9 protein-coding genes are annotated in these 19,150 nt (G+C 75.0%); 1 reads left to right on the top strand and 8 read right to left on the bottom strand.

What is annotated here, in order from left to right; all coding sequences use genetic code 11:
* Positions 1-87: 87 nt before the first annotated feature.
* From ACIBR0_RS14835 to ACIBR0_RS14815, 5 genes are all read right to left on the bottom strand, one after another.
* A complete protein-coding gene (locus ACIBR0_RS14835; RefSeq protein WP_396715809.1) occupies positions 88-1,710 on the bottom strand; it encodes an ABC transporter permease in 1,623 nt (540 codons plus the stop codon).
* A complete protein-coding gene (locus tag ACIBR0_RS14830; RefSeq protein WP_396715807.1) occupies positions 1,707-2,624 on the bottom strand; it encodes an ATP-binding cassette domain-containing protein in 918 nt (305 codons plus the stop codon). The genes ACIBR0_RS14835 and ACIBR0_RS14830 overlap by 4 nt, the downstream gene beginning before the upstream one ends.
* Positions 2,625-2,687: 63 nt before the next feature.
* Positions 2,688-4,208 (bottom strand): GMC family oxidoreductase, encoded by a 1,521-nt coding sequence (locus ACIBR0_RS14825; RefSeq protein ID WP_396715805.1) that lies wholly within the window; start codon positions 4,206-4,208, stop codon positions 2,688-2,690.
* Positions 4,205-7,606, bottom strand: a complete 3,402-nt coding sequence (locus ACIBR0_RS14820; protein ID WP_396715803.1) for an amino acid adenylation domain-containing protein — start codon at positions 7,604-7,606, stop codon at positions 4,205-4,207. The genes ACIBR0_RS14825 and ACIBR0_RS14820 overlap by 4 nt, the downstream gene beginning before the upstream one ends.
* Before the next feature lie 73 nt (positions 7,607-7,679).
* Entirely contained in the window at positions 7,680-8,882 is a 1,203-nt protein-coding gene (locus tag ACIBR0_RS14815; RefSeq protein WP_396715801.1) for an NAD(P)/FAD-dependent oxidoreductase, read from the bottom strand.
* Positions 8,883-9,186: 304 nt separating this feature from the next.
* Between ACIBR0_RS14815 and ACIBR0_RS14810 the strand changes: the two genes are divergently transcribed.
* Positions 9,187-10,188, top strand: a complete 1,002-nt coding sequence (locus ACIBR0_RS14810; RefSeq protein WP_396715799.1) for a helix-turn-helix domain-containing protein — start codon at positions 9,187-9,189, stop codon at positions 10,186-10,188.
* Positions 10,189-10,245: 57 nt separating this feature from the next.
* Here the strand turns inward: ACIBR0_RS14810 and ACIBR0_RS14805 are convergent, their stop codons facing one another.
* The 3 genes from ACIBR0_RS14805 to ACIBR0_RS14795 all read right to left on the bottom strand — a co-directional run.
* Positions 10,246-11,709, bottom strand: a complete 1,464-nt coding sequence (locus tag ACIBR0_RS14805) for an MFS transporter (RefSeq protein ID WP_396715797.1) — start codon at positions 11,707-11,709, stop codon at positions 10,246-10,248.
* 90 nt (positions 11,710-11,799) lie between these two features.
* Positions 11,800-15,987 (bottom strand): amino acid adenylation domain-containing protein, encoded by a 4,188-nt coding sequence (locus tag ACIBR0_RS14800; protein WP_396715795.1) that lies wholly within the window; start codon positions 15,985-15,987, stop codon positions 11,800-11,802.
* Positions 15,988-16,022: 35 nt separating this feature from the next.
* Positions 16,023-19,150, bottom strand: a 3,128-nt coding sequence (locus ACIBR0_RS14795) for an SDR family NAD(P)-dependent oxidoreductase (RefSeq protein WP_396715793.1), incomplete at its 5' end; no start/stop codon positions are given.

Genomic DNA, 19,150 nt, shown 5'->3' with positions numbered 1-19,150 from the left:
CGTCGCCGAGACCGCGTGGCCCGGACGGGGCACGGGCCGTGGCCGACCACCACGGTCGGCCACGGCCGGTTCGGGGGTGCGCAGGGTTCAGGCGGTGTCCAGGTCCCGCCGGCGGAAGGCGGCCAGGCCGGCCGCTCCCAACAGCAGCACCAGCGCCCCCAGCCAGACCAGCGGCATCGCGGTGACGTCGCCCCCGGGTAGCCGGGGCAGGTGGGTGAACGGGGAGACGTCCATGACCCACTGGTCGAGCTCGAGCACCGGGCCGAGCTGGGCGATCAGCAGGATCGTCCCGATGAACAGCCAGGCCGCCAGCGTGGCGTTGGGCAGCAGCCCGAACAGGGCCGCGGCCAGCGCGGCGGGCAGCAGCGCGGCCGGAAGCTGCACCAGCGCCGCGCCGAGGATCCGGGGCAGCTCGCCGCCCACGTCCCCGGAGCGGGCCCCGTGCACCAGACCGACGACCAGACCGGCGGTGAGCAGCAGCACCACCACGCCGGTCACCGCCACCAGCACGTGGCTGAGCGCGTACCGGGTGCGGGTCACCGCCGCGGCCAGCACCGGCTCGGCCCGCAACCCGGACTCCTCCGACCGTAGCCGCAGCACCGCCGAGACCGCGTACGCGGCGGCCGCCAGGCCGAGGATCCGCAGCACCCAGACCAGGTAGCTGTCGACCAGCGCGTCCGCACCGCCGAGCTGCCGGATCGCCGTGGCGGCGCTGTCGTTGCTGCCGACCATGTCGGTGATGTCGTAGGCCAGCGAGCCGAGCACCGCCGCCCCGACCGCGACCCCGACCGTCCAGGAGATCAGGCCGCCACGCTGCAGCCGCCAGGCCAGGGCGAGCGGGGTAGCCAGGCCGGGGCGCGCCTCCGGGCGACCCAGCCGAGCGGCCAGCAGGCCCGCGCCGACGTCCCGACGGCGGCTCAGCGCGACCGCGACGCCGGTGATCGCCACGCCGGTCAGCACGGCCAGTCCCAGTACCCACCAGCGCTCCCCGGCGTACGGCCGGATCTGGTAGAACCAGCCGGTGGGGGAGAGCCAGGCGAGCTGCCGGGCGGCCCCGGTGCCGTCGTTCGCCACGGCGGCGGAGTCGGCGATGCCACGCAGCAGGAAGGTGGCGCCGAAGACGGCCAGGGCGATGCCGTTCGCGGTGCGGGCCGCCTCCACCAGCTGCGCGGTGACTGCCGCGACGGCGGCGAAGACCCAGCCGACCACGGTGACGCCCAGCCCGTAGGCCAGCGAGCCGGCGCCGGAGAGCCCGGCTCCCATCAGCCCGGCCGCGATGCCCAGCCCGATCAGCAGGTCGGCGACGCCGACGACGAGCAGGGCGGCGGCCAGCCGGGCGTGCCGGCCGACGGCGGCGGCGGTGACCAGCTCCGCCCGGCCGCTCTCCTCCTCGGTGCGGGTGTAGCGGGTGATCAGCATGATGCTGGTGATCGCCACCAGCAGCAGAACCCAGACCGCGCTCTCCTTGACCACGATCCCGCCGAGGTGCTCCACGCCGATGCTCGGCCCGCTGAACACCGCGGCTGCCGGGTTGCTGCCCACCCCCTCGGCGTACCCGCGCTGCTTCTCCGCCGAGGCGTAGGCGTCGGCGATCGACGCGGCCGGGCCGGCACCCAGGCTGATCGCGAGCAGCACCCACACCGGGAGACCGATCCGGTCCCGGCGCAGGGCCAGCCGGGCCAGGCGCCCGGTGCCGACCAGCTCGCTCATCGGGCACCGACCTTCTCGCCGCTGCGGTTCGGGCCGACGTCGTAGTGGCGTAGGAACAACTCCTCCAGCGTGGGCGGCTGGCTGACCAGCTCGCGCGCCTCGTACTGGCCGAGGCGGCGCAGCACCTCCGGCAGCGCGTCCGGGTCGACCTGGAGGCTGACCTGGTCGCCGTCCACCGTGACGTTGTGCGTGCCGGCCACCTCGTCGAGCCCGGCGGCCGGGCGGCCCAGCCGGGCCTGGATGGTGGTGCGGGTGAGGTGGCGCAGCTCGCCCAGTGAGCCGGTCTCCACGATCCGCCCGGAACGGATGATGCTGACCCGGTCGCAGAGCTTCTCCACCTCGCCGAGGATGTGGCTGGCCAGCAGCACGGTGCGGCCCTGCCGGCGAACCTCGCTCACGCACTGGTTGAACACCTCGGACATGAGCGGGTCGAGGCCGGAGGTCGGCTCGTCCAGGATGAACAGCTCCACGTCCGAAGCGAACGCCGCGACCAGGGCCACCTTCTGCCGGTTGCCCTTCGAGTAGGCCCGGCCCTTCTTGCGCGGATCCAGCTGGAAGCGGTCGAGCAGCTCGGCCTTGCGGCGCTGGTCCAGCCCGCCGCGCAGCCGGCCGAGCAGGTCGATCGTCTCCCCGCCGGAGAGCCGCGGCCACAGGCTCACGTCACCCGGCACGTACGCCAGCCGCTTGTGCAGCCGGGTGATGTCCCGCCAGGGGTCGCCGTCCAGCAGCCGCACCGTGCCCCCGTCGGCGCGCAGCAGGCCGAGCAGGACCCGGATCGTGGTCGTCTTGCCCGCGCCGTTGGGGCCCAGGAATCCGTGCACCTCACCGGCGCGCACGGACAGGTCGATGCCGTCCAGCGCGACCGTCTTGCCGAATCGTTTGACCAGGCCCTGGGCCTGGAAGGCGTCACTCATGCGGCGAGGTTCGCAACCGCTGCTGGCAGACGTCGCACAGATCGCTGTCACCCACCCACCGGATCAGACCATCCAGTCGGCCGCCCGTTCGCCCAGCATCACGCAGGTCAGGTTGGGGGTGGCCCGGGGGACGGCGGGCAGCACCGAGGCGTCCACCACCCGCAGCCCGTCCACGCCGTGCACCCGCAGGAACTGGTCGACCACCGCGCCCCGGTCGTCCGCCGGGCCCATCCGGGCGGTGCCGGTGGGGTGCCAGGAGGGCGCGACGAAGGTGCGTACCGCACGGCGTAGCAGCGGCTCCTCGGCGACCATCCGGTCGGTCCAGAGCAGCACCCGGTCCAGCAGCCCGCTCATCGCCGGTGCCCGCAGCAGCGACCAGATCAGCCGGGTTCCGATCATCAGGCGCTGCTCGTCGCGGGGCTCACGGGCCAGGTGGAGCCGGATCTCCGGCGTGCTGTCCGGGGCCGCGTCCCGCAGCCGGACGCTGCCGCGCGAGTCGGTGTTCATCAGCATCACCGCCACCGACACGCCGGGTCGCCCGCGCAGCATCGGGCCGAGGGTGGGCACATCTTCCGGGGACACGTTGCAGTTCAGGAAGACCATCAGGTCCGGGTCCACGCCGTCGCTGGCCGCCCGCGCCACCACCGAGTGCCACGGGTCGCCGGCCCGGCACAGTCCGGCCCGCGGCACCGCCCAGATGCCCAGCAGCGGGTGGTCGCTGAGGTTCGCGCCCACCCCCGGCAGGTCCACCCAGGGCCGTACGCCGAGCGCGGCGAGCCGGTCCGCCGGCCCGATGCCGGAGCGTTGCAGCAGCAGCGGGGTGTTCACCGCGCCGGCGCTGAGCGTCACCCGGTCGGCCCGGACCCGGACCGTACGCCCGTCGCGCCGCACCTCGACCCCCGTGGCCCGGTTCCCCTCGGCGAGGAGGCGCAGCGCGGTCGTGTCCGGCCAGACGGTCAGGTTCGGCCGGCTCCGCGCAGCGGCCAGGTACGTCTCGGCGGTACCCATCCGGCGGCCCTGCCGGGAGTTCGTCGGCAGCGGCCCCACCCCGGGCGTCGGCGGACCGTTCAGGTCGGCCGTCGGGGGCAGCCCCTGCTGCCGGCAGGCGTCGACGAACGCGTCGCTGAGCGGCGTGGTCGCGGTCAGTCGACGGATCGGCACCGGACCCCGGTCGCCGTGCTCCGGTCCGGTCACGTCGTGGTCGGTCTCCATCCGCACGAAGTACGGCAGCACCTTCCACCAGGCCCACTCCGGGTTGCCCGCGGCGGCCCACTCGTCGAAGTCGGCCGGTAGGCCGCGCAGAGCGATCGCGCCGTTCACCGCCGACGAGCCGCCCACCACCCGACCCACCCGGTACGGCACCGGCCGCTCCCCGTCGACGGTCTCGTACTCCCAGTTGAGGCCGGCGAGCGTGGGACGGCCGAGCTGCTCGGGTGCGCCGTCCCCGCCGAACCGGTCCGGTCCGGCCTCGATCAGCAGCACCCGCCGTCCGGCCTGCTCGGAGAGGCGGGCGGCCAGGGTGGCGCCGGCCGAACCCGCGCCCACCACCACGTCGTCCCAGCCGCCCCCGGGCCCGCCGGTCACACCCGCTCCCGCAGCAGCCCGCGTACGGTTTCGGCCAACTCGGCCACGGTCGGGCTGTCGAAGAGCATCGGCAGGCCCTCGTCGGCGTCCGGTTCGATGCCGAACTCCTCGCGGAGCCGGCCCAGGATCCGGACCGCGTGCAGCGAGTCGGCGCCCAGCTCGAAGAAGTTGTCCTCGACCCCGAAGTCGTCGCGGTCCAGGGCCTCCTGCCAGATCGCGAGGATCGTCCGTTCCACGTCGTCGCCGGGGGCGGCGGGCTGCCCGGCCGGCTCGAGCCGGGTCCAGGGCGACGGCAGGGCGCCCCGGTCCACCTTGCCGTTCGCGCTCAGCGGGACCCGTTCCAGCACCGGATAGTGGTGCGGGACCATGTACTCGGGCAGCACCCGGGCGAGCCCGGCGCGCAGCGTCTCGGCGGGTACCGGCGCGGCCGGGTCGGCCGGCACCACGTACCCGATGAGCTGGCGACGGCCGGTGCCCGGGTTGGTGTCCACCACCGTCACCGCCTCGGCCACCCCCGGCAGCCGGGACAGCGCGGCGCTGATCTCGCCCAACTCGATCCGGAAGCCGTTCAGCTTCACCTGGTCGTCGTCGCGGCCGAGGAACTCGATGGTCCCGTCCGGCAGCCAACGGCCGAGGTCACCGGTGCGGTACAGGCGCTCGCCGGTCACCGGGTGCCGGACGAAGCGCTCGTCGGTGCGTACGGGGTCGGCCCAGTAGCCCAGCGCCACGCCCGTCCCGCCGATCCAGAGCTCGCCCGGCGTCCACACCGGGCAGGGGGTGAACCGGTCGTCGTAGACGTGCATGGTCTGGTTCGCCATCGGGCGCCCGTACGGGATGCTGGCCCAGCCGTCGTCGACCACGCCGACCGGGAAGTGGACCGACCAGATCGACGCCTCCGTCGCCCCGCCCAGGCTGTGCACTGCGGCCCGCGGGTGCCGGCGGCGGATCGCGGCGGGCAGCCGTACCGGGATCCAGTCGCCGCTGAGCATGACCACCCGCAGCGACGACTCCGCAGGGTCGGCGTGCGCCGCCGGCGCGTCGACCCAGGCCTGCATGAGCGCGGGCACCGAGTTCCACACCGTCACCCGGTGCCGACGGACCAGGTCGCTCCAGTGCTCCGGATCCGCGGCCCGGGCCGGCGCGGGAAGCACCACCGCCGCGCCGGCGGCCAGCGCGCCGAACACGTCGTAGACCGACAGGTCGAAGCTCAGCGCGGACAGGCCGAGCACCCGGTCCGCCGGGGTGACGCCGAAGCGGGCGTTGACGTCCTGCACCGTGTTGGCCGCGCCCCGGTGGTCGATCATCACGCCCTTCGGCCGGCCGGTGGAGCCGGAGGTGAAGATGACGTACGCCAGGTCGTCCGGGGCCGGGCCCGGACCGGCCGCGACCGGGTCGGCGGCGTGCACCTCGGGGTCGTCCAGGGTGACCAGGCGCAGCCCGGCCGGCCAGGGCAGCTTGTCGCGCAGCCGCGGGGTGGTCACCACGATCCGCACCCCGCCCTGGTCGAGCAGGTCGGCGCGGCGCGCGTCCGGCCAGGCCGGCTCGATCGGCAGGTACGCGGCCCCGGCCCGGGTCACGCCCAGTACCGCGGGCACCTGCTCGGCGCAGCGGTCCAGCACCACCGCCACCAGCTGGCCGGTGGTCGCGCCCAGCTCGCGCAGCCGTACCGCCAGCCGGCGAGCCCGGTCGACCACCTCGCCGTAGGTCAGCGAACCGTCCGGCGTGATCACCGCGGGCGCCTCGGGCTGCGCGGCGGCGCGCTCCTCCACCAGCGCACAGAGGGTACGCGCAGGTATGCCGGCGGCCGTCTGGTTGATCCGTCGCCGCTGCTCCACCTGGTGGGCCGGCAACGGCACCGGGGCGTCGGTCCGGTCCCAGGACCCGCTGTCGGAGGCGAGCCGGTGCAGCAGCGCCTGGTAGCTGTCGAACATGTCGTCGAGCAGCCCGGCCGGGAAGAGCGCCTCCACCGCGTCCCAGTCCAGGCAGAGGTCTCCGCTCTCCTCGGTGACCTGGTGGTCCAGCCAGACCTGCGGGGTCTGGCTGATCCCGTAGCCGAACTCGCCGAAGAACCGCGAGTCCGGTGTCCGGTCCTCCCGGTCGCCGAGCGCGAGGGCGCTGGTGAACACCACCGGCATCGCGGCGCCCGGACCGCCGCCCAGCCGCCGGGACCGTTCCCGCAGCACCCGCACCCCGCTGAACGCCGAGTGCTCCAGATCCTGCACGAGCCGGCGACCGAGCCGGCGGGCCCGGTCGGCGAAGGACTCGCCCGAGCCGGCCGTGGCGGCGAGCAGGGTCACCGAGGTGAAGTCGCCGATCACCTCGCCGATCCGCGGGTGCAGCGGCCGCCGGTTGAACAGGCTGAGGTTGAGGGTGAAGTCGTCCTGGCGCGACCAGGTGCGCAGTACCTCCGCATAGGCCGTCATCACCGCCACCGACGCGGTGACCCCGTACCGCTGCGCGGTTGCCTTCAAGGTGTCCCAGAGCGGGCGGGGGAGCCGGGCGCTGCGCCGGACGAATTCCACCGGCGCGGCGTCGGGGCCGGGGCCGCCGCCGGCACCGGCGCGCAGCGGCAGGGCCGGCGCGGGCGGCAGGCTGTCCAGCCGGTCCCGCCAGTACGCCTCGGCAGCCTGGTACTCGCGGCCCTCCCGGGCCGCCTCCTCGGCCAGGACGTAGTCCCGGTAGGACAGTGGTAGCGGCTCGGGCGCCCAGTCCGGGTCGGTGTAGAACCGTCGCCAGTCGGCGAACAGCAGTTGGAGGCTGAACGCGTCCATGATGAGCACGTTGATGCTGACGTGCAGCCGGATCCGGCGCGCGTCGACCAGCGAGGCACGCAGGTCGAACAGCGGCCAGTGCTCCGGCGGCAGCAGGTGGTGTCCCATCTCCGCCCGGGTCTTGGCCAGCGCGGCCCCGCGCTCGTCGTCGGGCACCGCGCGCAGGTCGGCCACCGGCAGGTCGTACGGCGGCACCTCGGGCAGGATCCGCTGCCGCCCGTCCGGGTCGACCACCGCGCGGAGCATGTCGTGCCGGTCGATCACCCTGCGCAGGCTCTCCGCCAGCCGGGCCGGGTCGAGGTCGAGCCCGTCCAGCTCGAAGTAGTAGTGGGTGGCGACGCCGCCCAGTTGCAGCGCCGGGTTGCGGCCCACCCAGTAGGCGTGCTGGATGTCGGTCAGCGGGAACGGCTCGTACCGCTCCGCGGGCCGGGGCACGATCTCCGGCGGGGCACCGCCGTCGGACATCCGGCGCAGCAGCGCGACCAGCGCGTCCCGGTGCTCGCGCAGCTCGTCCCGCAGCTGCGGGGTGAGCGCGCCGGCGGCGGCCCGGACGTCCAGCCGGTCGTCGACCAGGCGCAGCCGCACACCGCGGCGGTGCAGTTCGGACAGTAGGTCAGGCGCCGTCATGATTTCTCCTGCCAGGGTCTCGGGTCGTCGGGGCGGGACGGCCGCCGGCGGTGCCGCCAGCGGGGGACGGTGGTCATCGGCCCGGAGCGCCGGCCGGGGTGCCCAGGGCGGCGGTCACCCCGTCGACGAACTCCGGCCAGCCGTACATCCCGGAGATGAAGCCGAAGAAGCGGTCCATCTGCTCCTGGTGGCCCTGGATCGCCCGGAGCACGTCGAGCAGCTCGTCGGCCGGGCGCAGCTGGGCCGCCTGAAGGTTGAAGTGGTAGGTGGGCAGTGATTCCCGATCGCGCCGGACGGTGTAGTCGACCAGGGCCCGGTCCACCGGCCGCTCCCCGGCCAGCGCCGGGACCAGGTGCTCGGCGAGCAGCGCGGCGTGTCCGATGGCGTCGCTGATCCCGTTGGCCCCGATCGAGTCCTTGTGGTAGCCGGCGTCGCCGACCAGCGCCCAACCCGGGCCGCTGCCCCGACGGAAGAAGTTCGGCAGCCGGCCGGTGCCGACGTAGCGTTCCTCGCGCCGGCCGGACCGGACCCGCTCCAGGACGCTCGGCGCGGCCAGCTCCAGCGAGCGGAGGTACGAGCCCTCGATGTCCTTGCGGACCTCGTCGAACTCCTCGCGTGGCGCCTGCACGCAGACCATCACGAGGCCGTCGTTGGTCGGTACCGCCCCGACCAGCCGGCGATGGTCGACGAAGACCTCGTAGTCGGCGGTGAACCCGCTCCAGTAGGTGTAGTAGACGCAGCAGAGCGAGGGCACGGCCTCGTACTTCGGCGCCCGCACCTTCTTGGCGACCACGGAGTCCAGCCCGTCCGCCCCGATCACCACCCGGGCCCGCTCGGTGAACTCGCCGCCCGGCCCTCGGGCCCGGATCCCGACCACCCGGTCGCCGTCCCAGAGCAGGTCGGTGACGTTGCACTCCTCGCGCAGGTCGGCGCCCGCCGCCTCGGCCGCCCGGACCAGCAGGGTGTCCAGGACGAAGCGGCGCGGGCCGTAGCCGGCCCGGATCCCGTCCACGGCCGGCGCGCAGCCGGTCACCGGCACCCCGGCGAGCGTCCAGCGGGACACCTCCAGCGGCGGGCAGCCGGTGGCGCGCAGCCTGTCCAGCAGGCCCCAGCCGGCCAGCCGCGCGATGGTCGGCGGGTGCACGTAGTGGGTGGACATCGTGTCGCTCGGAAAGCTCGCCCGGTCCAGCAGCAGCACCCGGTGCCCGGCCCGCGCCAGGAGCATCGCGGTGGTGGCACCGGCGCAGCGCGCACCGACGACGATCGCGTCGTACATGCGGACTCCTCGAAAACCGCCCGGCAGGGTGTCACCATGGTGCGACGGCCGACGATCCCAAGGCCATACGGAAAACGTAAAGATATTTACGACACATCAATGTGTGGGGCTCATTTTCGGGGTACCGGGACAACGCGGTCACGCAGTGCTGGAAGACCCCCCTACGGCGCGTAAACATTGCCCTTATCGTGGGGAACGAACTGCTCGGACGTCCCCTAGCCGCAGCCATGCGATTGACCGTCTCATTGGCGCGGCCATACCGTCCGAACTCGACGTGTGCAATTCGATCCGGGGGGTTGGATAGATGGGGCAACCGGCACAGAAACGGGCGATCGCCATTTCGCCGGAGGACCGGAAGGCTCTCGTCTTCCTCTCCACAGGTGACCGTCGGGGTGGGGAACCACTGCGCGCCGCCATCGTGCTGACCGCCGCCACCGGCCTGTCGTACGCGGAGACGGCCCGCCGGCTGGCCACCACCCGGCCGACCGTGGCGACCTGGCTGCGCCGCTACGCCGAGGAGGGTGTGCCGGGCCTACGCGACCGGCTACGCCCCGGCCGCCGACCGCTGGTGCAGGACACCGACGTGGTGCTGCGGACGCTGTGCACCGCACCGCCCGGTGGGGTTGCCTGGTCCAGCCGAGCGCTCGGGGTCGAGCTGGGTCTCTCCAACGGCACGGTGGCCCGGATCTGGCGGCGCTGGGGGCTGCGTCCGACCGAGCCCGCCGCGTTCCGCCTGCCCGGGCTGCCCGACCTGGCGCTGGCCGGCGCGGAACTGGTCGGACTGCACTGCGATCACCGGGACCGCCTGCTCGTCCTCGCCGCCGGCCCGGCACCGGCCGGCTCCGCCACCGGCCTGGGCCCGGTCGCGACACCGACCGGTACCGGCACCCTCGGCCCGGCGTCGGGCGTGTCCACGGGGTCGGTGTCGGCCGTGTGCGCCGGCCCGGCCACCGGCCCGGGTGTGGTCGTCGCGGCCCTGACCGGCGCCGGTCCCGCCGGCCCCGCGGCCTCGCCGCCGTCCCTGTGCGACTTCCTGGCGGCGGTCGCCGACGGCCGTGCGGACGGGTGTCTGCACCTTCTCGCCGCCGGTCAGGAGACCGCGCGCCGGTCGGTGGTCCGCGCCTGGGCGGCCCGGCACGGCCACCGGGTCCAGGTGGCCCCGGCGGAGCCGACCTGGACCGAACTGGCGGCGGTGGCGGCCGGACTCACCGTGCCGGCCACCGGCCGGCTCGCCCCCGACCTCGGCGGGAGGCTGGTGGCCGCGCTGCGGACGGCCTGGCGGACGGCCCTGTTCGGGGGCCGGTGAACCGGTCCCTGCCAGGGCCGGCCCGGTAGCCGGCAGGAGCAGGGTGCAGGCAACCGGTCACGGGCGGGTGGTCGACCGGCCAGACGTGCTCCCGGCTGGCGGTGCCGCCGCCCCGGCGGCCGACCGTACCGCCGCAGCGGGCTGCGCCGCCGGTACGTGCGCCACGTCCCTCGCGTGCACCCGCCCGAGGGTGAGCGCCACCCCGGCGGCGAGCAGGCCGCCGGCGGCGATCACCAGGTAGGCGCGGTGGAACACGGCCAGCGGAGTGCCACTGCCGTCGCCCAGGACGGTGATCAGGACGGCGATGCCGAAGACCGCGCCGACCTGCCGCAGGCACGAGGCGATGGCCACCCCGGTGGCGAAGCGGGCCCGGGGAAACTCGGCGAAGGCGGCGTGACCGAACCCGGGGAAGCTGAACGCCGCCCCCGCGCCGATCAGCACCGCCGCCGGCAGGAAGTCGGCGAGGAAGTCGGGCTGGCCCGGGGCGCGGGCGAGCAGCAACGCCCCGGCGCAGAAGAACAACCCGCCGGGCAGCGCCACCGCCCGGGGCCCGAAGCGGTCCCCGAGCCGGCCGACCAACGGGGCCAGGGCCGCAGCGGTCACCGGGCCGGCGGTGAGAGCGCCGCCGGTGGCCAGGCTGTCGTAGCGCCACACCTGCGTCAGGAAGAGCACGTTGCACAGCAGCAGCGCGTTCATCGCCGCGGCGAAGACCAACGACCCCAGGTTGGCGACGCTGAACGAGCGGATCCTGACCAGCGCTGGCTCGATGATCGGCGCCGGATGCCGGCTCGACCGTACCGTCAGGGCGAGCAGCAGGGCCACGCCGGCGGTGACGGTGCCGCCGAACGCCACCGACGTGGCGCCCCAGTCCGGCAGCCGGACCACCGCCAGGGCGAGCGCGCCGACCCCGCCGCCGAGCAGCAGCGCCCCGACCACGTCGGGGAACGGGCCCGGACTGTCGTCGCGCGTCTCCCGGAGCACCCGGGCCGCGGCCAGCAGCCCGGGCAGCCCGATCAGCAGGTTCACCAGGAACACCCACCGCCAGCCCGGCCAGGCCACCAGCGCACCGCCGAGGGACGGGCCGGCTGCCCCGGCGACCGTCCCGGTGGCGGTCCAGAGCGCGATCGCGGTCGCCCGGCGCCGCACCGGGAACTCGGGCAGCAGCAGACCCAGCGAGGTCGGCATGATGGCCGCCGCGCCGAGCGCCTGCACGCACCGCGCCGCGACCAGCACACCCACGGTGGGGGCGAGTCCGCAGGCCGCCGAGCCGGCCAGGAAGAGCGCCACCCCGGCGAGGAAGACCCGGCGACGGCCCCACCGGTCGGCCAGCCGTCCGGCCGGGATCAGCGCCGCGGCGAAGACCACGTTGTACGCGTTGAGCACCCAGGACAGGTCGTCGAGCGAACTCGCCGGGAAGGCCGTCGCCAGGGCGGGCAGCGCCACGTTGACGATCGTCACGTCCAGCAGTGCCATCATCACGGCCACGGACGTGACCAGCAGGACCTTCCACTGACGGGCCACCGTGGATCTCCTTCTCAAAGGTTTGTCGGCCACCGGCGACGGTCGCGCGGTGGGTGCGGAACGGTGGGGCGAACCGCCGGCTCGACGGGCTCAGGCGTGGGTCGCCGCGTTCAGCGCCGCGGCGACCCGCGCCACGCCGACAGCGGTGAGCACGGTGTGGTGGGTGCCGGGGACCGGCAGGCTCGTCAGCCGCCCGCCGGTCAGCTCGGCCCATCCCCAGTCGGCACGCTCGCCGTACGGGTGGTCGGCGAACTCGCTGACCCGGCCGTCGCGGGCGCGCAGCACGGTGACGTCGGCGCCGATCCGCCCCGCCCGGTGACCGGCGCAGGCCCGCACCACGGTGGCGAAGACCGCGTACGTGGCGGCGAGTGTGCCGCCGCTCAACTCCTCCACCGGCACGCCCTGCTTGGCCGCCAGCCGCACCGCGCCGTCCAACCGCTCGTCGGCGGGCAGCGCGGCCAGCTCGTGTCGCTGCTCGGGGGTGACCAGGTCAGGGTCGAAGCCTCGGTCGAGGTCCTCCACGAACCAGAGCGGGATGTCGGCGTCAGCCGCCCGTTGCGGCGTCAGCGGGGCGGGTGCGTCGATGACCACCAGGTGCTGCACCCGCTCACCGGCCTCCTCCAGTTGGCGGGCCAGCTCCGCGGCGATGACCGCCCCGGAGGACCAGCCGCCGAGCAGGTAGGGGCCGTGTGGCTGCTCCCGGCGCAGCACCGCCAGGTAGAGCCGGGCCAGCTCGGTGAGGTCGGCCACCGGCTCCCGGCCGACCGCCGGACCGGGTGCCTGCAGGGCGAGGCAGTCCCGGTCCAGCCGGGCGGCGAGGTCCCGGTAGCAGAGCACGTCGCCGCCGGCCGGGTGCACCAGCACCCAGGGTGGTGCTGCGCCCCGGCCGCCCGGCTCGCCGGTCAGCCGCACCAGCGGTGACCAGTCCGCCGGCGCGGCGTCCAGCCAGCGGGCCAGCCCGGCCACGCTGCGCCGTTCCAGCAGCGCGCCCAGCGGTACCCGCCGGCCCAGCCGCTGCGCGATCTGCCCGACCACCCGGAGCGCCGCGAAGGACTGTCCACCCAGGTCGAAGAAGTCGTCCTCGACCCCGAGCCGGTCCACCCGCAGGATTTCCCGCCAGATCTCGGCGAGCACGGTCTCGGTCGGGGTGCGCGGCGCCACATGCCGGCGTTCGCCGCCGCCGTCGGCGAGGCCGACGGCCTCCAGCGCCCGCCGGTCCACCTTGCCGTTGCCGGTGAGCGGCAGTGCGTCGCGGACCACCAGATGGGCGGGCATCAGGTACGCGGGGAGCCGGGCGGCGAGGAACTCGCGGACGGCCCCCGGGTCGGGCCGGTCCCGGCCGTCCCGACCGACCACGAACGCGGCCAGCTGGCGCCCTGAGCCGGAGCTCCGGGCGACCACGGCCGCGCCGGCCACCTCGGGGTGCTCCAGCAGGGCGTGCTCCACCTCGCCCGGCTCCACCCGGAAGCCCTGGATCTTCACCTGGAAGTCCGCCCGGCCGAGGAACTCGATGGTGCCGTCGGGCAGGTACCGGCCGCGGTCCCCGGTACGGTACAGCCGCTCCCCGGTGACCGGGTGCGACACGAACGCGGCCGCCGTTCGCTCGGCGTCGTCGAGGTAGCCCATGGCCACCCCGATGCCGCCCACGTACAGGTGTCCCGGCACCCAGGTGGGCGCGTCCCGGCCCGTCTCGTCCAGGACGTGCCAGGTCTGGTTGGTCAGCGGCCTCCCGTACGGGATGCTCACCCACTCCGGCTCGACCCGCTCGACCGGGTGGGCGATCGACCAGATGGAGGCCTCCGTCGCCCCGCCGAGGCTGACCACCCGGGCCCCGGGCGCGACCGCGCGGATCCGGTCGGGCAGGGTCACCGGGATCCAGTCCCCGCTGAGCAGCACCAGCCGCAGGTCGGGCAGGCGGGCCCCGGCCGTCTCGGCCTCCTCGACGAGCAGCTGCATGAGCGCCGGCACCGAGTTCCAGACGGTCACCTTCCGGTCCCTGGCCAGCGCCAGCCAGGACGCCGGGTCGTGCCGGGTCGGGTCCGGCAGGACCAGGGTGGCGCCGGCCGCGGCGGCACCGAACACGTCGTACACCGACAGGTCGAAGCAGAGCGAGGAGATGCCGAGGAGCACGTCCCGCTCGGTGACGCCGTAGCGGGTGTTGACGTCGGTCACCGTGTTCAGCGGCCCGCGGTGGTCCAGCATGGCGCCCTTCGGCCGGCCGGTGGACCCGGACGTGTAGATCACGTACGCCAGGTCGACCGGCTCGCGCAGCGGCGCGTACCCGAGTGTCGGGCCGTGACCGGCGGTGTCCTCGACCACGACCAGCGGCGCCGGCGCCGCGCCGGCGAGCCTGTCTCGGCTGTCCGCGTCGGTGACCACGGCGGCGGCTCGGGTGTCGGCCAGCAGCCAGCCGATCCGCTCAGCCGGCCAGCCGGGGTCGATCGGCACGTACGCGCCACCGGCCAGCAGCACGGCGTGCACCGCCACGATCTGCTGCCAGCCTTTCCCGGCGGCCACCGCGACGAGGTCACCGGGGGTCACGCCGGTCTCCCGCAGCTCCGCGGCGAGCCGGCCGGCCCGCTCGTACAGGGCGGCGTAGTCGAGGGTGGTGTCCCCGGCGACGACGGCCGCCCGGGTCGGCCGGGCGGTGGCCTGCCGCGCGAGGGAGGCGTGCAGCAGCCCCGGCGGGGCCGGCGTCCCCGCCGCGTTGAGCCGGGCCCGGCGGTCCCGGTCGGTGGCCGGCAGCAGGTCGAACGACTCGCGGTCCCAGGACTCGTCGCTGTCGGCGAGCGCGTCGAGCACCGTCCCGTAACCGGCCAGCATGTCGTCCATCAGGCCGGGTGGGAACATCGCCTCCAGCACGTCCCACACCGTCCACATGCTGCCGTCCCGCTGCTCCCAGAACTCGCAGTCGAGCAGCACCTGCGGTGTCTCCAGCAGGCTGTACGCCGGCCGGTCGGTCTGCCCGACGAAGAGCGCGCTGCCCACCGCGTACGGGCAGACCGCCCGGCCCGGGGTGCGGCGGAACTGGTTGACCGCCTGCAGCACCTTCACCCCGCTCCAGTAGACGTGCTGCATGTCGGCGAGAACCTGGGCCTGCAACCGCCGGGCCCGCTCCTGGAACGGGCCGCCGGCCCGCCAGTCCACCTCGAGCGGGTAGAGCGAGGAGAAGTTGCCGATCACCTCGCCGATCTGCGGGTGCAGGGGCAGCCGGTGGGTGTTCATGTTGTTGATCAGGAAGTGCCGGGATCCGCTCCACGCCGCGAGCACCTCGGCGTAGACGGCGCACAGGGCGTTGGTCTGGGACAGTCCCCGGGCGGCGGCCCGCCGGGTGAACGCCGCCCACCGTGCGGGCGACAGCACGTGCTCCCGGCGTTCCAGCCGCGACCGGCGGCGGGTGTCCGAGCCGGGTGCCAGGGGCAGCTCCGGGGCGGTCGGCCAGTCCGGCATCCGGTCCAGCCAGTACCGCTTCGACGCGCGTCCCAGGGGCGACTCCTCCAGCTCGGCCAGGGCCAGGACGCAGTCCCGGTAGCCGAGCGTCAGCTCCGGCAGCGGCTCGTCCGGGTGGTCGTGGCTGTGCAGCAGGTCCTTGAGGAACCGGCCGGTGCCGGGCGCGTCGCTGAAGAAGTTGTTGTTGTTCCAGTGCATCCGGACCCGGCCGCCGGACAGCAGCGAGAGCCGTACGTCCAGCCAGGGCCAGCGGTCCAGCGGCAGCTCCCGGCGCTGCATGGCGGCCCGGGTCCGTTCGATGCCGGCCTGCTGCCCGGCCTCGTCGAGCCCACGTAGGTCGATCACCTCGACCGGGATCGGCTCCGGGTCGCGGACCGTCTCCAGCATCATGTCCTCGCGGACCACCACCAGGCTGTGCCGGTGCCGCCGTGCCGCCGCGTTCAGCGCCCGTTCGAACCGGGCCGGGTCCAGGGCCGGGAAGTCCACCTCCATGTACTGGTGCGGCCGGACGTGGTACTCAAGACCTTCCCGGCTGCCCACCAGGAAGGACATCTGGATGTCCGACGGCGGGAACGGCTCGTGCCGGGCCGCCGGATCGGGGGTGATCTCCGGCAGCGGTCCGGCCGGATCGGCGGCCCGCCGGGCCCGGGACAGCCAGCCGATCAGCTCCGCCCGGTGCCGGGTGATCCGCTCGCGCAGGTCGGGGGAGAGCCGCCCCTTCGGGGCGCTCACGCTCAGATGGTCGTCACCGACCAGCTTCAACCGCACCTCGCTCAATGCCAGGTCGGCCACCAGGGTGGCGATCGCACCCTCGTCCGTTCCGCTCACCGCAACACCCTTCCTCCAGTTCGGACCGTCCGCGCTCACAGCGTCAGCACCTCGGCGTCCTCGTCGTCGAAGTCGTCGTCGGCCGCGATGACACTGCGCAGGGTCAGCTGCTGGCAGATCAGCTCGGCCACCTCGGCCGCCGTCCCGCCGCCGAAGAGGTCCGCCGGTGGTACATCGGCGGCGTAGTCGACCAGCAGCCGCTGGCGGAGCCGGACCGTGGTCAGGGAGTCCAGGCCCAGCTCGTTCAGCCGGGTCCCGGCGAAGGTGGGCCGGATCGCCTCCTGGTCGGCGGCGCTGAGGCCGAGCAGCACCGCCGCCCGCTCCAACAGCCCGGCGAGCACCACCTCACGGGCCGCCACCGGGTCGGTCAGCGTCAGCATCGCCAGGTCCGGCGCCGACGTGCCGTGCTCCGTACCGCCGCCGCCGGCCAGGTCGGCCGGCGTCACCTCGGCCAGCAGACGGTACGGCCGGGCCCGGCCGGCCGCGGTCAGCGACCGGCGCCAGTCCACCCGGGCCAGGCCGACCACCGGCTCGACCGGCTCTCCGGCCGGCGGGGCGAGGAGCGCGCCCAGCGCCGCCAGGGCTTCGGCGGTGGGTAGCGCGTCCAGGCCGAGCGCGGCCAGCCGGCCCAGAACACCCTGATCGACGGCCATGCCGGCCTGCGCCCACGGCCCCCAGCCGACGCTGACCGCCGGCAGGCCGCGTGCCCGCCGGTGTCGGGCCAGGGCGTCCAGGAAGGCGTTCGCGGCCAGGTAGTTGGCCTGACCGGCAGAGCCGACCAGCGCGCCGAACGCGGAGAACAGCACGAAGAAGTCGAGGTCGAGACCTTCCGTCGCGCGGTGCAGGTTCCAACCCCCGCGGACCTTCGGGTCGAGCACCCGGCGGAACCGGTCCCAGTCCTGCTCGGCCAGGGCCGCGTCGTCGACCACGCCGGCGGCGTGCACCACGCCGGCCAGCGGCGGCAGCTCCCCGGCGAGCCCGTCCAGCGCGGCGGCCAGCGCGTCTTCGTCCGTGACGTCCACCGCCAGGCAGCGCAGCCGTACGCCCCGCTCGCGCAGCGCGGCCAGCAGCGGCGGTTCCACCGTCGGCATCCGCCGTCCCACCAGGACCAGGTGCCCCGCGCCCCGGTCGGCCAGCCACCCGGCCACCGCCTGGCCCAGCCCGCCGAAGCCGCCGGTGACCAGGTACGTCGCGTCGGCGCGGAGCACCGGCCCGGCACCCGGCGGGGGCAGGTCGCGCTCCCGCAGCCGGGCCTCGTACCAGGTGCCGTCCCGCACCGCGAGGTGGGTGGCGCCGTCGGCGTCCACCACCCGGTCGAGGACGGTGGAGAGCGCCGGCGCGGGGCCGGCGGGGTCGAGGTCCACCTGCACGCAGCGCAGGTGCGGGTGTTCGGTCAGTACCGCCCGGGTCAGCGCGCCGAGCACCGCCTGCGCCGGCACCGGCACGCTGTCCCCGGTGGGCGCCTCCGCGCCGGCGGTGCAGAGCACCACGTCCGGTGCGTCGTCGCCGTACGCCCGCAGGACCTGGCGGAGGACGGCGAGCGCGTCCCGCGCGGCGCGGTAGGCGGCGTCGGCCGAGTCCGCGTCGGCGTCGGCCGCGCCGTGCAGCAGCAGGCCGCGCAGCTTGACGCCGTCCGCGCGGGCCGTGTCGACCAGCCGGGCCAGGGCCGTCTCGTCGGCGGGGTCCACCGGTACGGTGCCACCTCGCAGAGACGCGGTCGCCGGCACCCGGCCACCGTCGGTGAACACCAGCGCGGCGGCGGCGCAGCCGAGTCCGAGCAGGTTGGCGTGCCAGTCCGCGACGACCTCGGCGTCCCGGCCGCAGACCAGCCAGGTGTCGCGTGGGCCGACCTCGGCCCGCCGCGTCGGCCGGCCCGGCAGCGGCTGCCAGGCCACGTCGTAGCGGTGCAGCCGCGACCCGGCCAGGCCGGTGACGACGGTACGCGGCAGCGCGCGCAGCCGGACGCCGGTCAGCCGGGCCACCGGCTCGCCGAGCGCGGTGACCACGTCGAGGTCCATCGTCCGTTCGCCGCCCTCCGGTCCGCTTCGGGAACGGGCCCGGCACCAGACCCGGCGGGGCAACCGGTCGTACACCTCGATCCGCTCGATGCCGGCGGGGAGCCAGAAGTCGTCCTCGCTGACGCCGAACGCGGCACCGACGTGCAGGCAGGCGTCGAGGACCATCGGGTTCAGCAGCCACCCGTCGCCGTCCCGTTCCGCCTCGTCCACCTCGACCAGAGCGAGGGCCTCGCTTCCGGAGCGCAGCAGCCGGGTCATCGCCCGGTAGCCGGGCCCGTACTCGACGCCGATCCGCCAGAGCCGGTCGTAGAACCCGTCGAGGTCCTCGGCGGTCATGCCGGCCCGTGCACCGGCCAGGTGCAGCCGAGGCGGTGGGGGCGTGGTCCCGGCGTGCACGGCGGCGACGGTGACGTGCTGCACCCAGGGCGCCGTCGGCTCATCCGCGGGGCGGCTGAAGCAGCGCACCCGCTGCCCCCGTCCGTCGGGCTGCGCGCTGGCCTGGAGGGTGAGCGTGGTCCCGTCGGCGCAGCGGAGGAACTCGTCGAAGGTGATCCCCTCCATGGTCCACCGGGTGTCCGTGGCGTCGGCCCGACCCGCGGCGAGCGCCCACTCGACGAGCGCCGTGGCGGGGAACACCGCCGTGCCCAGCAGCCGGTGCTGGTCGACGAGGCGGAGCCGGTCGGGGACCAGGGTGCGGGTGAACCAGCGTCCCGCGGTGCCGGCCAGGTCCGACGGCGCACCGAGCAGCGGGTGACCGCCGGCCGGCTCGACGGCCGGGTGGGCCGGAGCGGGGTCCGTGGTGGGCGGCAGCCAGTGCCGGGTGCGCTGGAAGGGGTACGTGGGCAGGTCGAGATGAGGGTAGCCGCCGGTGGGGCGGGCGGCCACGGTGGCGGCGGCCGCGAGGAGGGTGTGCTGGTCTGCCCGCTCCCGGTGCAGGGTGTGCACGGCGAGCGCCTCGGGCCGGGTGTGGGTGTGCAGGGCGGTGAGGGTGGTGTCGGGTCCGAGTTCGAGGAAGGTGCGGACGGCGTGCTTGTCGTGTAGGGCTGTGACGCCGTGGGCGTAGTGGACGGGGGCGAGGATGTGGCGGGTCCAGTAGTGGGGGTCGGTGAGTTGTTCGGTGGTGGCGAGTTGTCCGGTGGTGTTGC

Origin of the sequence: Micromonospora sp. NPDC049497 (assembly GCF_044465805.1) — a bacterium.
In the GTDB taxonomy this organism is placed as follows: domain Bacteria; phylum Actinomycetota; class Actinomycetes; order Mycobacteriales; family Micromonosporaceae; genus Micromonospora.
The sequence above is the reverse complement of the archived record's forward strand: the minus strand, read 5'-3'. Positions and strand labels throughout refer to the sequence as shown.